The sequence below is a fragment of the Hyphomonas johnsonii MHS-2 genome, from assembly GCF_000685275.1.
GTDB classification, from domain to species: domain Bacteria; phylum Pseudomonadota; class Alphaproteobacteria; order Caulobacterales; family Hyphomonadaceae; genus Hyphomonas; species Hyphomonas johnsonii.
The window spans coordinates 113,457-126,592 of sequence record NZ_ARYK01000007.1 but is presented as its reverse complement, the minus strand read 5'-3'; the positions used below and the strand labels follow the sequence as shown (position 1 = coordinate 126,592).

Here is a 13,136-nt window from a genome sequence, read left to right as displayed (position 1 = left end):
TGGTGAGGGTGAGGTAGAGGAGGGCGGCGGACGGGATCAAGACCGCACCTCGCGTCAGGGGGCAAGCGCTGTCCGTGCTGCCTCGAGATGGGCAAGCTTCGCCGTGAAGGCCGACCAGTCATCATCTGCCGCGATCGGGTCCCAGAGGCTTTCGACATCTTCGACAAGCATGGTGACCGGCGCGGCAGCCTGGAAGTAGGGGAGGGAGAGGCGATCAGGGTGCGAGGGCGTCCGTGCCGCCAGCGCGTCGCGGACCGGACCGAAATCGCCAGCCTGGTAGAGCGCGGCCTGCGGTGATGCCGCCATGCGGTCAGTGCTTGCCGCGCCGCCATAGAGGTCGAAGAAGACCTGCGGCCAGGACGCGCCGCTTTGCGTCATCCAGCCGAAGAAGGCCTGCAGGAATGTGAGATCGGTGGGCAGGTCGCCAGCGCTGGAGAGGCCGAGCAGGCGGTGCGTGTGGGCGGCGAACGCGGTCTGGTAGGCGGTCTCGTAGGGGATGAGGCTGCGGGCGAGGTCGTCGGCCTCGGCCAGCGGCAGCAGGGCGGAGGCGAGTTGCTGCAACGCCCATGCCCCTTGCGTCGGCTGGCGCCCGAACCGGTAGAGTCCGTTCTCGTCGAAATAGGCTGCGGTGAAATTCGGGTCCGAGACAGGCAGGAAGCGCCACGGGCCGAAATCGAAGGTTTCCCCGGTGACGTTGAAATTGTCGGTATTCATGACGCCGTGAACAAAGCCGGCGGCCATCCACTGGCCGATCATGTGCGCGGTGGCGATCGTGACCTGTTCGAGCAGGTTGCAGGCTTTCGCGGCCATGTCCGGGGCGTCGGCGGCCGGGTGGAATTCGGCGACGCAGTAATCGACAAGCCGGGCCAGCCCTTCGCGGTCCTCGAAATAGGCGCAGCGCTGGAACGTGCCGAACCGGACATGGCTTTCCGACAGGCGCACGAGGACGGCGGACCGGGTCGGGGAGGGTTCGTCATTGCGATGGAGCTGCTCGCCCGTCTCGACGAGCGAGAACGGCTTGGACGTGTGCACGCCCAGCGCCTCGAGATAGCTCGCGGCAAGAACCTCACGGACCCCGCCCTTCAGCGTGAGGCGCCCGTCGCCCCGCCGGGACCAGGGCGTCTGGCCTGACCCCTTGGTGCCGAGATCAAGCAGGCGTCCGGACGAGTCGCGGACCTGGGCGAACAGGAAGCCGCGCCCGTCGCCGAGCTGCGGATTGTACGTTCCGAACTGGTGGCCGTGATAGCGCAGGGCGAGCGGACGGGGCAGATTTCCGGGCAGCGGAACGAAGCGCGCGAAGTGTTCGAGCCATTGCGGTTCGTCCAGATCGCCCAGCCCGACGGCATTCGCCCAGCGACGGTTGCGAAATCGCAACACATGGCGGGGAAATTCTATCGGTTCTACCGCATCTGCGAAATGGTCTGCCAGCGCAAGAAACGGGGGCGTGGAGGGGGATTCGCGCAACATCCATTCATTTTTGACCTGAAATCAAACCCTTTCGCAATGGCTTTGCTGGAATGCATAGGTGCCATGCGTTACTGCAGTGCAGCATAACTCATCCCTATCGCAGGGGCACGATGTGTCTAAGCTTGGCGTCGGTGAGGGAAACACCTGGAAACATAATCCGGGGTCATCACAGGCACAAACGGAGGAAATACAATGAAATTTTCGACCAATCTCGTGTTGGGCGCATCCGCGCTCGCGCTCATGACGGCTTTGCCGGCATTTGCGCAGGAAGAGGGTAGTGACAGCACCCGAAAATTGTCGACGGTCACGGTGACCGGTTCGTTCATCCAGGGGACACCCGAAGACGCAGCGCTGCCCGTCGACGTGCTGACAGCCGCCGACCTGAAACTCGAAGGCCAGCCTTCGATCACCGAACTGATCCGCAACCTTGGCCCATCCTCGGGTGTTGACGGCCAGACCAACCAGTTCGCATCGAACGGCCTTGAGGGCACGTCGAACGTCAACCTGCGCGGCCTTGGCCCGGCACGGACCCTGGTGTTGATCAACGGCCACCGCCAGACCTACCACCCGTATTCGATCGGCGAGCAGGCACAGCTGTTTGTTGACACGAACAATATTCCTTCCGTCGCCATTGGCCGGATCGAAGTGCTGAAAGACGGTGCTGCGGCGCTGTACGGCTCTGATGCCATCGCCGGCGTCGTGAACTTCATCACCAATCGCGACCTGGACGGGTTTGAGGTCGGTGGCTCGTTTACCACCTTCGAGGGGACCGACGGCGACTATGATCTTTCCGCCGCCTACGGCCTGCAGGGCCAGAACTTCAGCTGGGTGACATCAGTTGGCTACAACAAGCGCAGCGAAGTCGGCCTGACGGAAAAAGACTGGGCGATCCTGCCATATGACGAGAACCCTGTCGGCGGCTGGTCAACGCTGTCGAACCCCGGTTATTATGTTCCAATCGGTCCTGCCGGCACGCCCATTCAGGGTGCAACGAATGATAGCGGTTGCGAAGGCGTGGGTGGTCTCGTCGTCGCAGGCACCTGCCGCTTCCAGTTCACCAATTTCGACAACCTGGTTGAAGAAGAAGAGCGTTACCAGATCTTCTCCGAATACAACCGGAACCTGTCGAACGGCGCGGAATTGCATCTCGAAGCGCTCTACGCGTCTTCGGACGTTCCGACCTGGAAGACATCACCGTCCTATCCGCCACAGGCACTGCTGAACCAGTTCGTGCCGGCAAGCGCGCCTGGTTTCCAGCAATATGTTGCTGACAATCCCGGTGCGTTCCCGGCCACGTCCGTGGGGGCCCTCTTCATCGGCCGTTCGTTCGGCTGGGGTGGTTTCCCCGGTACAGGCGGCGCACAGGAAGGCTATCGCAAGAGCGAGACCTATCGCTTGTCCGGTTCCTATATCGGCGATTTCGATAATGGCGTGCACTATGATGCGGCCCTCAGCTATTCGGCGACCGAAAGCGAACGTTCAACCAATGATACCTATATCACCGGCCTGACATCCGCCCTGCGCGGTTTCGGTGTCTGTACCGACCCGAACACGGGGTTCGATCCCGCCACGGGAACAGTGCCGTATGCGGCCGGTTATGCCGGGGCGCTCATTCCAGGTGCCGGCGGGTGTGAATATTACAACCCGTTCTCGAACGCCATTCCTGCCAACGCCGTTACGGGTACAGCAAACCCGAACTATGTTGCCGGACTGGAAAACTCGGCAACGCTGGCTGACTGGATTACCGACCCAAGCCTGACAATCGCCAACACGGACCTGCTGGTCTTTGATGGCGTCTTCTCGGGCGAGAGCAACGTCCAGGCTGCTGGCGGCGCGGTTGGCTGGGCTGCTGGCGTGCAGGTTCGCCGGGAAAGCTACAAGGTGGACCCGTCTGCCCTGACAGACCTCGACCTGACACCGGGACCTGGTGGCACGGGACCTTATTCGTTCCTTGCCGGCACGACGCGGGCGGACGAAGACCAGACGATCTTTGCCATCTTCGGCGAATTGCAGGTGCCTCTGTACGATACCCTCAACGTGCAGGTTGCCGTGCGTTACGAGGATTACGGCGGTGATATCGGCTCTACCTTCGACCCGAAGATTGCAGCCAAGTGGGACGTGACGGACAATTTTGCCCTGCGCGGCTCGGCCCAGACCTCGTTCAAGGGGCCGACGCTGAACCAGTTGGGTGGCGTTGGCACGTCGCTGCAGTTCATCTCTGCGGCCTCGGCATTCAAGGCCGTCGATACGTTCGGCAATCCGGACCTGAAGCCGGAATCGGCGTTCAGCTTCAACCTTGGTGGCATCTATGAGATGGGCAACTTCTTTGCCTCGCTCGACTATTACAATTTCGACTTCTCTGATCCGGTCATCGTGGAAGAGCAGGCGAACATTGTGAACGCAGCGGTTGCCGCACTCGCCACAGCCACGACGGATGATGATGCCATCCTGGCACGGATCACATTCAACGATCCGATGGCGCCGACAGCGAGCACGATTTCGCGTGTCCGCACCAACGTCACGAACGGCCCTGACATCAAGACGTCGGGCCTTGACCTTCGGCTGCAGAACAGCTGGGAACTCAGCAATAATGCAGAGTTCGCCGTGGGTGCCGACGCCACCTACATCATCGAGTATGATGTTGATCCTTACTTCGTCGAGGGTCTGGCAATCGGTGGTGGTGACTATGTCGGCCAGTTCAACCGGGGCAACTTCACCCGGTCGATGCCGCAATGGAAAGCGAACCTCTTCGCCAATTATGGCCTCGGGGATCACAACTTCCGGGCCGTCATGCGCCATATCGACAGCTACAAGGACGAACGTGCAGCGGCCGCCCGTGGCGGTGTTGGCGAGAAGATCGACAGCCAGACGACGTTCGATCTGTACTACAGCCTGCAGTCGGAAGCCTTCGGAGGGTTCGATTTCGGCCTCTCCGTGGTCAACGTGACGGACGAGGACCCGCCATTCGCGGCCTTCGACCTGAACTACGATCCCTACACGCACAACCCGTTCGGTCGCACGTTCAAGATCAGCGTGACCAAGCGGTTCGGCGGCTCGGGCAACTAGGCCCCGGCTTCAGACACCAGACAAAAAAAGGGCGGCCCGTGGGGCCGCCCTTTCCTTTTGGGGTGAGGTTGGAACAGCCTAGCGGCTGATCGTGAACTCGATACCGATCAGGCGACCCTTCTGCAGCGGCGAGAATGTGCCGATTGCGGGGTTGGTCGCGAACGGCACGTCGACGCCGGTCGAGTTGTTTGAGCCACCTGGCGCGAACCCGGCCAGTGTTCCGCCGAACGGCACTTGCGTGTCGCCGCCAGCAATGGCTTCGTCGATCAGGTTCTTGCCGAACACGGACACGGAGACGCCGTCCATCGGCGTGTTCCAGGTCAGGTTCGCATCCAGCTGGTCAGCTGCGCTCATCCAACCGAAATTGTTGTCCGTGAAGGCGTTCTTGTCACGGTGCTGGAAGGTCAGGCGCGATACGAGCGAGCCACGGTCGGCCATGTCGTAATCGTGGATGACGGCAAAGCCGTAAGTGGCTTCCGGCACGCGGGGCAGATCCAGATCAAGATCCTTGCCGTCCACAACACCGTCACCCGAGATGTCAAAGATGACGTCGGTATATTCAGCATCGATCAGGCCAAGGTTGGCCGTGACGAGGAGCGAATCGGTAAGCGCGTAACGCCCTTCCAGTTCGAGACCGTAGATTTCGGCATCAGCCGTATTGATGATCGTCTGGGCCACACCGGAGGATGGCGAAGAGAGGTTCAGCTCGCGTTGCATGTCCTTGATGTCGTTCAGGAACACGGCTGCGTTGAGCTGGCCACGACCGTCAGCGGTGGTGTGCTTCATGCCGATTTCGAAGCTGTCGACCTGTTCCTCATCAAAGGCGCGCGAACCCGTTGCCGGGAAGAGCGCTTCGAACGCCAGGGCGTTCGTGATGCGGAAGTTGTAGCCACCCGAACGGAAGCCCTTGGTGTAGGTACCGTAGAACTGGGTGTCGTCGGTGTGGAAGTATTGCACGCCGATCTTTGGCGTCACTTCGCTCCAGTCGTCCTTGTCGGAGAAGCCGTTCGGCTCGCCGGCAATGTACGGGTTGGTACCGGTGGTCGGGCAGGTTGCATCGACGACAGAGCAATGCGGGCGTGGGCGCACATAGGTGACATCCACGTCCTTCTCTTCGTAACCGTAGCGCAGGCCGAAGATACCGGTCAGCTTTTCGGTGAAGTCATAGTCGACCTGGCCGAAGATGCCGTAGACCGTGTGGTCCTGGCGGCCACCGCCATTGAATTCCCAGTCGAGACCGGCCGGGAACGTGGCCGGGCGGGTGGTCGGCAGGTTGCGGCGCTCGGTATAGCCGACTTCCTGGGTAAAGTAGAAACCGCCGACGGTGACGTCAGCCCGGTCGAACGTGCCGGAATAGCGCAGTTCTTCGGAGAACTGCTCCTGTTGGAACTCGGTGTCCGAGTGGAACAGGGTCAGCGGCGTCGCATCAATGTCGGCGCTCGTCGTGGAGTCGACATCGCGGTAGCCGATGATGTTGGTGATCCGGCCATTGCCGAATCCGACATCGAGATCCGTGCGGAGCGTGGCGAACGTCGTGTCGTTGTCCAGGAAGCCCGGATTGTTGATGGCGATGTCAAAGCTGCCACGGTCGTAGAAGCCGCGGTTCTGGCCGTTGGGGCCATCGGAGCTGGTCTGGAAATTCTCGACCTTGCCGAGGAAGGTGAGGTCCGGGGTCGGCATCCATTCGAGGGCACCACGCACGATGGTCGTGTGAGCTTCGCCGAGGTTGTCGTCTGTGGCGAGGTTCTTGAAGTAGCCGTCATCGAAATTGTGGTAGATGCCGAGCTTGCCGTTCAGCTTGTCCTGGATCAGCGGGCCGGAAACGGTGGCCTGCAGGGTCGTGTTCGGGCCGCCGCGATCATCGTCGATCGGTGTTTCGACCGTGGCGCGGGCCTTGTAGTGGAAATCGTCGGTCGGGTTGCCGGTGTTGATCAGGACAGCACCGCCGGTCGTGTTGCGACCGAACAGCAGGCCCTGTGGACCGCGAAGGATTTCGACGCTGTCGAGGTCGAACAGGTCGAGCACGACGCCGGAGTTCACGCCGAGATACACACCATCAACGAAAACGCCGACGGTCGGGTCGACTGACGGGATCGACGAGTTGATGCCGAGGCCGCGGATCGAGAAGTTTGCAACGCCCTTGGACGTGCCGACATCTTCAAGCGAGACGTTGGGAGTGGAATAGCTGAGGCCCTGCAGGTCATTGACCTTGAGCGCGTCGAGCGTGTCGCTGTTGAACGCGGTGACGGCGACAGGCACGTCCTGCACGTTTTCGACATTGGCCTTCTTGGTGGCGGTGACGGTGACTGTCCCGAGAATACGGTCGACGGCGCTTTCGCGGGCCGGTGCTGCTTCCGTTTCCTGGGCAATGGCTGAACTTGCGACAAATACGATCGCGGATGCTGACAAAGCCAGCATTTGTTTCAATTTCATTCTGGGTTTCCTCTGGATTTTACAAGTTTATGACTTGTACCCATGGGCTCTGGGAGGAGGGCGGGTACACGTTACCCATATGGTGCAATCCACCGGTGACCAAAGCCGTTTCGGATCGCACCCAACCGATTGCATGGGACCGTCGCAAAAATGCAACGGTGAGTTAAGCGCAGGTGAAAATGGCGATCATCAGATTGCGCCCAGTGCCCGACCCGCAACATGCCCGGCATCGCGGATGGCGAGGCGGACAGTATCCGACAATGCAGTCATGTTCATGAAGCCATGCACCATGCCGGGGTGTTCGCGGACCGTCACGGGAACGCCGAAACTGGCCATCTTGTCAGCATAGGCGAGGCCTTCATCCTTGAGCGGGTCCCAGCCGCACAGGACGAAATGGGCCGGCGGCAGGCCCTTGAAGGCATCCGGTCCGGCAAACAGCGGCGATACGCGCACGTCCATGCGCTGGCTTTCGTCAGTGATGTAACTGTCTCGGAAATACTCGAACAGGTTGGCCGAGATGAAGAAGCCGCCTTCCTGGAAGCTCATCTTCTTGGTCCGGATGTCGACGAACTGGACAAGCGGATAAAGCAGCAGCTGGAATGCCGGACGCGGGCCGCCGGTGCGGTTCATCTCCTGGGCGAGATAGGCTGACAGATTGCCGCCCGCGCTGTCGCCGCAGACGGCAAGCCGCTGCGGGTCGAGGCCGAGGCGCGTCGCGTTCTCCACGATCCAGGCCCATGCGGCGAGCGCATCCTCGTGCGCGGCCGGGAAAGTGTGTTCGGGGGCCAGGCGATAGTCCACGGCGATGACGCGGCACCGCGCGCCTTCGGCCAGCCGCTTGCAGACCATGTCATGGCTGTCGAGATCGCCCAGCATGAAGCCGCCGCCGTGGAAGAAGACGATTCCGGGGCCCGGCGGCACGCCGGCACCGAGGGGCGTGTAGAGCCGCGCCCGCAACGGGCCCGCTGCGCCGGTCGCCTTCAGCAGGGAAATGTCCGCCATTTCCGGTGCGTCGCGCTCGATGGCCCGGCTGGCGACGTAAAACTGCTGGCGCAGCTTGTCGGTGGATCCCTTCCAGTCGAGCCCGGACATGTCGGGAAGCTGGAAACGGTCCATGAATTGGCGAAAGGAGTCATCAAGCGTCATGGCGCCAAGATGGGAGCGAAATTCGGCCTTGTGAAGGCGTAATCGAGAGGCCAAACTCGGTTCCATGAAAACTGTCGATGTCTTTTGGTCATTCCGCTCTCCCTATTCCTATCTCGCCACCCGCCGACTGCGTGCGATGAGCAAGACCTGGGATGTCCGGGTGCGCCCCCGGCCGGTCTATCCGATCGCCATCCGCACGCCGGAATTCTTCAGCCAGATCCGCCCCCAATGGGTGCCCTACCTGGTGCGCGACATCGTGCGCCTGTCGCAATACCTTGAACTGCCATTCGGTCCGCTGAACCCGGATCCGGTGGTGATGAACATGATGACGCGCGAGATTGCAGACGAGCAGCCCTACATTCACCGGTTGACGCGGCTTGGCATCCTGGCCTGCGAAGCGGGGGATGACGAAGGCTGGGCGTTCATGGACGAGGTCTCGACCCTGATCTGGTCTGGCGGAGCGTGGACGGAGGGCACGGCGCTGGCTGACGCCGCGGCACGTGCCGGGTTTGACCTGGCCGACCTGGACCGAAGACAGGCCGAGGAGACCGACCGGATCGAAGCGATCATCGCGGAAAACCAGGCCGCACAGGATCCCCATCACTGGGGTGTGCCGCTGATGGTATTCGAGGGCGAAGCCTTTTTCGGGCAGGACCGGCTCGACCTGCTGGAATGGCGGCTCGGTCAGGCCGGCGTGGCGCGCCGCGATTCGGTGACGTCCTAGAACCGGGTCAGCGATTCCAGGTTTACGCCATTCGAACCCGACTGGCGGACCAGATCGGCGAAGACGCGGCCCTTGGTGTCCTGCGGCAATGTCTTGAGGGCAGTCATCGCTGTAGCGCCGAGTTCGCAGACATTCAGCGATTTCATCACCGCGTCAGTGTCGGCCCCGCTTTGCGCCGCCATCAGCAGCGGCATGACCTGGGGGTCGGAGACCATCGACATCATCACGCCCTGCAGGGCAGCCTTGTCGGTCGGTGTCAGGGCACCGTGCCGGACAGGGTGCTCCTCGGCATCCTCGATCGCGACGAGGAGACTGGTCATGACGTCGTATCCGAAATCGCGGAGCGGCTCCTCAAGCATTTCGAGTTCTTCGATCACCTTGCTGCCATCGGTGAAGGAGGCCTGGTCGAGGGCGGCATACTGGCTGCCCTTACACCAGGCACTGCGGGACCGGGACGCCGATCTCAGGCTTTCGCGCGTCATGCTTAGCAGGTCATCGACGTGGCGCGTATCAGCCAGGGCAAGGTCGCCCGACCGACGCTTGAAGAGCTCGGCAGCGTGTTCGAAGGCAATTTGCGACTGTACGCTTGCAGGCAGATTCGCGCCTTCGATCAGGCGCTTCTGCAGGGCCCGGCTGGCGGCCGGATCAACCCTGTGGAGTGTCTCGAAATATTTCTCGGCCGATTTTGACGAAAGCAGTGTAGGCGTCGGCGGGGCAGCCGGTTCAAGCGTTGCGATGACGTCCGTTCGTGGTTTGTCAGGGCTGGTCGCCTTGCCGGGAAGAGGGACGGTCAGCGCGAGGAAGAATGCGCCGCCAACCACCGCGACAACCACCGCAGCGTAAAGCGAATTGTTGCTCCCGGGCAGCTCACTACCCTTGCGCGCGTCGAACGTCATGACGCATTCCTCCACATCTCGCCGGGAGAGTGCGCGAAAAATCCTGACAAGACTTTAATGTGATTACGGATTAAAGGCTGACGACGCCCTCTCCCGGAGGGTTTGCGTACAGCGATGCAACGCTGGTGGCCCGCCGGTCGATGACCAGGCGCTGGTTGACGTAACCCTTGTCGGTTATCTCTCCGGCATCAATCGAGGGGGGCTCGCTGAGGACGAGCAGGCGCCTGATGCGGCGCGACGAACCGGTTTCGGATGCATTGAAGGCGGCAGCCTTGCGGGCAATTTCATCCGTCAGCGTATCAAGCGCCCTGGCGACATCGCCGCCCGCTGCCTTGACATGCTGTTCCACGGCGGCCTGCGCCGGCCAGACCATGGCGGATGCGAAATCCTTGTCCTGCCCGGCGATCACCGCGTCGAAGACCAGCGGCGAGCAGGCTGACACGAAATCAGGCCGCAACGTGCCAACGCTGACCCATGTGCCGGAGGAGAGCTTGAAATCCTCGCCGACGCGGCCGTCAAACACCAGGCCGTGTTCGGGCCTGTCTTCATCAACGAAAGTCACGGCATCGCCGAGGCAATAATACCCTTCGTCATCGAAGACTTCGGTATTCTTCTCCGGGCTGTCGAGATAGCCCGGCATCACGGAGGGGCCCTTGACCCGCACTTCCAGCTTGGTGCCGTTGGGAACGAGCTTCAGTGTCATGCCGGGCAGCGGCAACCCGATCAGCCCGACCCTTTCGGCTTCCCAGTGCACGACAGTGATGCCCTGCGTCTCGGTTGCGCCGTACATGGTGATGATCGGGATGCGTCGGCCCGTTGCCCTGATCGCCAGTGACTGGAGGCGGTCGTAGAGATCGTCCGACAGCGTTGCACCGCCATAGCCGATGGAGCGCATGTTGCGGAAGAAGGCTTCCAGCAGCACATCATCGGATTCCATCGCGTCGGCCAGCATGGCCAGGGCAATGGGCGCCGTGCCGAACGAGGACGGCGAGCAGTCGCGAATATTGTCGATGGTCTTCTGGAACAGGGCTGCAGTTGGCTTGCCATCGTCAATCCAGAACGTGGCACCGTTCCAGATCGCGCCATTGAAATTCACATTGGAACCGGAAATGTGGTTCCAGGGCAGCCAGTCGAGCATGTTCACCACGTGGTCCGGGTCATGTTCGGGGTCACGGGAATCATCGCGCAGGCCTTCCTGCCCGGCGATCATGGCGCACATGGCGCCCTGCGTGGTCGGCACCGGTTTTGGCAGCCCGGTCGATCCGGACGTGAAGAGGTATTTGCCGACCGTGTCATCGTCCAGCCTGGCCATGGCATCGGCGACAGCACCGGTCGGCGCCGTGGCCGCGAGCGCATCGTAGGCGAGAACCGTGTTGTCGCCGCCGGTGTCGGCTGCCACGACCTTGAAGCCTGTATTGCCGAGCGCATCGATGGCCTTGCGGAAGGGGGCGAGTTGCTCGGCAAAGATGATGGCAGGCTGGACGGCGTTGAAACAGTGGCGCAGCTTTTCATGGTCTGTCGACATCAGTGAATATGGCACGGATATCGGCGCGGCAGGCGCGCCCGCCTTCTGCGCGGCCAGCATCACCATCGCCGCCCGCGTGGAGTTGCCGGACAGGATCATCACTGGCGCATCGGGGCCTGCACCGAGATCGAGAAAGGCTTGGGCGAGGCTGTCGGTAATGGCCTTTGCCTCACCATAGGTCAGGGTCTGCCACACGCCGGTTTCCGGGTCGCGCTCGCGCAGGAACGGGCGGTCCGGATGCGCAAGGGCGCGCTCATCCAGGCAATGGGGGATGGTTTTCGGGCGATCGCCCGGCGCCTGCCGCGGTGTGAGATAGATGATGCCGCCTTCGGCGCGGGTCATCTCGATGTCCGGCGCCTTCATTGGCAGGAGGCGAAATTCCGGCAGGGTGTGGCCCTCGGCCATGGCAGCATACTCCCTTGAATACTTTTATCATTGCAAGGGAGTTTATGGCATCGGGCGGCATATTCCATCCCCCGGTCGTGAATTCCGGCATGATTCCCGCCCCTGACGTGGCGGCAGGGCAGGGCGGTCAGGACGCGGCTTTGACAGCCGCCACGACATGTTCCAGCGCGCGGCGCATCAGGCCCGCCTCCAGCGCTTCGGCCATGACGCGGATCAGCGGTTCAGTGCCGGACTTGCGCACCACCATCCGGCCGTCTTCTCCCATCATCGCTTCGGCGGCAGTGATTGCCTCAAGCACGGCGGCGTTCTCCATCGGGTTGGCACCGGAATAGCGGATATTGACGAGTTCCTGGGGCGCCGGTTCGAATACATGTCCGAGCTCGGACATTTTCTGCCCGCTCCCGGCAAGGACCGAAAGCACGTGCAGGCCCGCAAGAAGCCCGTCACCGGTCGTGGAGACATCCGACAGGATGATGTGGCCGGACGGCTCACCACCGAAATTGAACCCGTGCGCGCGCATGTGTTCGCCGACATAGCGGTCGCCGACCCGGGTCCGGGCGAGCGTCAGGCCACAGCTGCGCAGGTAGCGGTCGAGGCCCATGTTCGACATCACTGTCGACACCATGCCACCGCCCTTCAGGCGCCCGGATTCATGCAATTCGCGGGCGATCAGGGCCATCACCTGGTCGCCGTCGATTTCGGCGCCGGTCTCGTCGACAACTATGACGCGGTCGGCATCGCCGTCGAGGGCGAGCCCGACATCGGCCTTGCGCGCCAGGACGGCGGCTTTCAGCGCGGTCGTATCGGTCGAGCCGCACCCGGCATTGATGTTGATCCCGTCGGGAGCGGCGCCAATCACGGTGACATCGGCACCACACTGCTGCAGTGCTTCGAGGGCGACATCGAAACCCGCACCGTGCGCGCAGTCGATCACGACTTTCATGCCCTTGATGCGATCTGCGGTCCCCATGGTCGCGAGGCAGGTGCGGACATAGTCGTCACCGACGCCCGCCATCCGTTGCGGCGAGGCGATCGCTTCGGGCGCTACATAGGCGCCTTCGAATGCGCCTGCCATTGCGGCTTCGAGCGTTTCTTCCGTGGCATCGTCGAATTTCAGGCCCTCGGGACTGAACAGCTTGATGCCATTGTCTGCATACTTGTTGTGCGAGGCCGACACCATCAGGCCGAAGCGGGCGCCTGTCAGGCGGGTTGTCATGGCGACGGCCGGTGTCGGGACGATTCCTGCCAGGCAGGGTGTCAGGCCCATGCTGGTCAGGCCCGCGACGAGGGCCGCCTCGATCATGTCACCGGAACGCCGTGTATCGCGGCCGATGATGACTGTGCCGTTGCCGTCCGGCGCAAAGGTGCGGGCAGCGGCAATCGCCAGCCGCAGCGCTGTTTCAGCGGTCATGGGTTTCTGGTTCACCCGTCCGCGTATGCCGTCGGTGCCGAAATATTGCCGTACCATGCGCCT

8 protein-coding genes are annotated in these 13,136 nt (G+C 62.2%); 2 read left to right on the top strand and 6 right to left on the bottom strand.

Annotated elements, in window-relative coordinates; translation table 11 throughout:
- Positions 1 to 54 precede the first annotated feature (54 nt).
- The gene (locus HJO_RS14150; protein ID WP_035618017.1) at positions 55 to 1,467 is read right to left on the bottom strand and encodes a protein adenylyltransferase SelO family protein; all 1,413 of its coding nucleotides are present in this window, start codon (positions 1,465 to 1,467) and stop codon (positions 55 to 57) included.
- 192 nt (positions 1,468 to 1,659) lie between these two features.
- Between HJO_RS14150 and HJO_RS14145 the strand changes: the two genes are divergently transcribed.
- Positions 1,660 to 4,533: a TonB-dependent receptor domain-containing protein gene (locus HJO_RS14145; protein ID WP_035618014.1), complete on the top strand. Its 2,874-nt coding sequence runs from the start codon at positions 1,660 to 1,662 to the stop codon at positions 4,531 to 4,533.
- A gap of 78 nt (positions 4,534 to 4,611) precedes the next feature.
- Here HJO_RS14145 and HJO_RS14140 read toward each other — a convergent pair whose 3' ends face one another.
- Positions 4,612 to 6,966, bottom strand: coding sequence for a TonB-dependent receptor (locus HJO_RS14140; RefSeq protein ID WP_035618012.1), 2,355 nt, complete (start codon positions 6,964 to 6,966; stop codon positions 4,612 to 4,614).
- A 189-nt stretch (positions 6,967 to 7,155) separates the two neighbouring features.
- Positions 7,156 to 8,082, bottom strand: a complete 927-nt coding sequence (locus tag HJO_RS14135; RefSeq protein ID WP_241764756.1) for an alpha/beta hydrolase — start codon at positions 8,080 to 8,082, stop codon at positions 7,156 to 7,158.
- A 94-nt stretch (positions 8,083 to 8,176) separates the two neighbouring features.
- On the opposite strand from HJO_RS14135, the gene HJO_RS14130 reads away from it, so the two are divergent.
- Positions 8,177 to 8,836: a DsbA family protein gene (locus HJO_RS14130; protein WP_035618008.1), complete on the top strand. Its 660-nt coding sequence runs from the start codon at positions 8,177 to 8,179 to the stop codon at positions 8,834 to 8,836.
- On the opposite strand, the gene HJO_RS14125 is transcribed toward HJO_RS14130, so the two are convergent.
- The 3 genes from HJO_RS14125 to glmM all read right to left on the bottom strand — a co-directional run bounded on the left by HJO_RS14125 (position 8,833) and on the right by glmM (position 13,130).
- Positions 8,833 to 9,732 carry a hypothetical protein gene (locus tag HJO_RS14125; RefSeq protein WP_035618005.1) on the bottom strand — a complete coding sequence of 300 codons (900 nt, stop codon included), beginning with the start codon at positions 9,730 to 9,732 and terminating at the stop codon, positions 8,833 to 8,835. The two genes, HJO_RS14130 and HJO_RS14125, sit on opposite strands and share 4 nt — an antisense overlap.
- A gap of 70 nt (positions 9,733 to 9,802) precedes the next feature.
- The gene (locus HJO_RS14120) at positions 9,803 to 11,662 is read right to left on the bottom strand and encodes an AMP-binding protein (protein ID WP_035618002.1); all 1,860 of its coding nucleotides are present in this window, start codon (positions 11,660 to 11,662) and stop codon (positions 9,803 to 9,805) included.
- A 127-nt stretch (positions 11,663 to 11,789) separates the two neighbouring features.
- A complete protein-coding gene (gene glmM / locus HJO_RS14115; protein WP_035618000.1) occupies positions 11,790 to 13,130 on the bottom strand; it encodes a phosphoglucosamine mutase in 1,341 nt (446 codons plus the stop codon).
- Between the last annotated feature and the right edge of the window lie 6 nt (positions 13,131 to 13,136).

Coding starts and splice junctions, on each gene's coding strand:
- HJO_RS14150 (WP_035618017.1), bottom strand. CDS start 1,467: ATGTTGCGCGAATCCCCCTCCACGCCCCCGTTTCTTGCGCTGGCAGAC.
- HJO_RS14145 (WP_035618014.1), top strand. CDS start 1,660: ATGAAATTTTCGACCAATCTCGTGTTGGGCGCATCCGCGCTCGCGCTC.
- HJO_RS14140 (WP_035618012.1), bottom strand. CDS start 6,966: ATGAAATTGAAACAAATGCTGGCTTTGTCAGCATCCGCGATCGTATTT.
- HJO_RS14135 (WP_241764756.1), bottom strand. CDS start 8,082: ATGGACCGTTTCCAGCTTCCCGACATGTCCGGGCTCGACTGGAAGGGA.
- HJO_RS14130 (WP_035618008.1), top strand. CDS start 8,177: ATGAAAACTGTCGATGTCTTTTGGTCATTCCGCTCTCCCTATTCCTAT.
- HJO_RS14125 (WP_035618005.1), bottom strand. CDS start 9,732: ATGACGTTCGACGCGCGCAAGGGTAGTGAGCTGCCCGGGAGCAACAAT.
- HJO_RS14120 (WP_035618002.1), bottom strand. CDS start 11,662: ATGGCCGAGGGCCACACCCTGCCGGAATTTCGCCTCCTGCCAATGAAG.
- glmM (WP_035618000.1), bottom strand. CDS start 13,130: ATGGTACGGCAATATTTCGGCACCGACGGCATACGCGGACGGGTGAAC.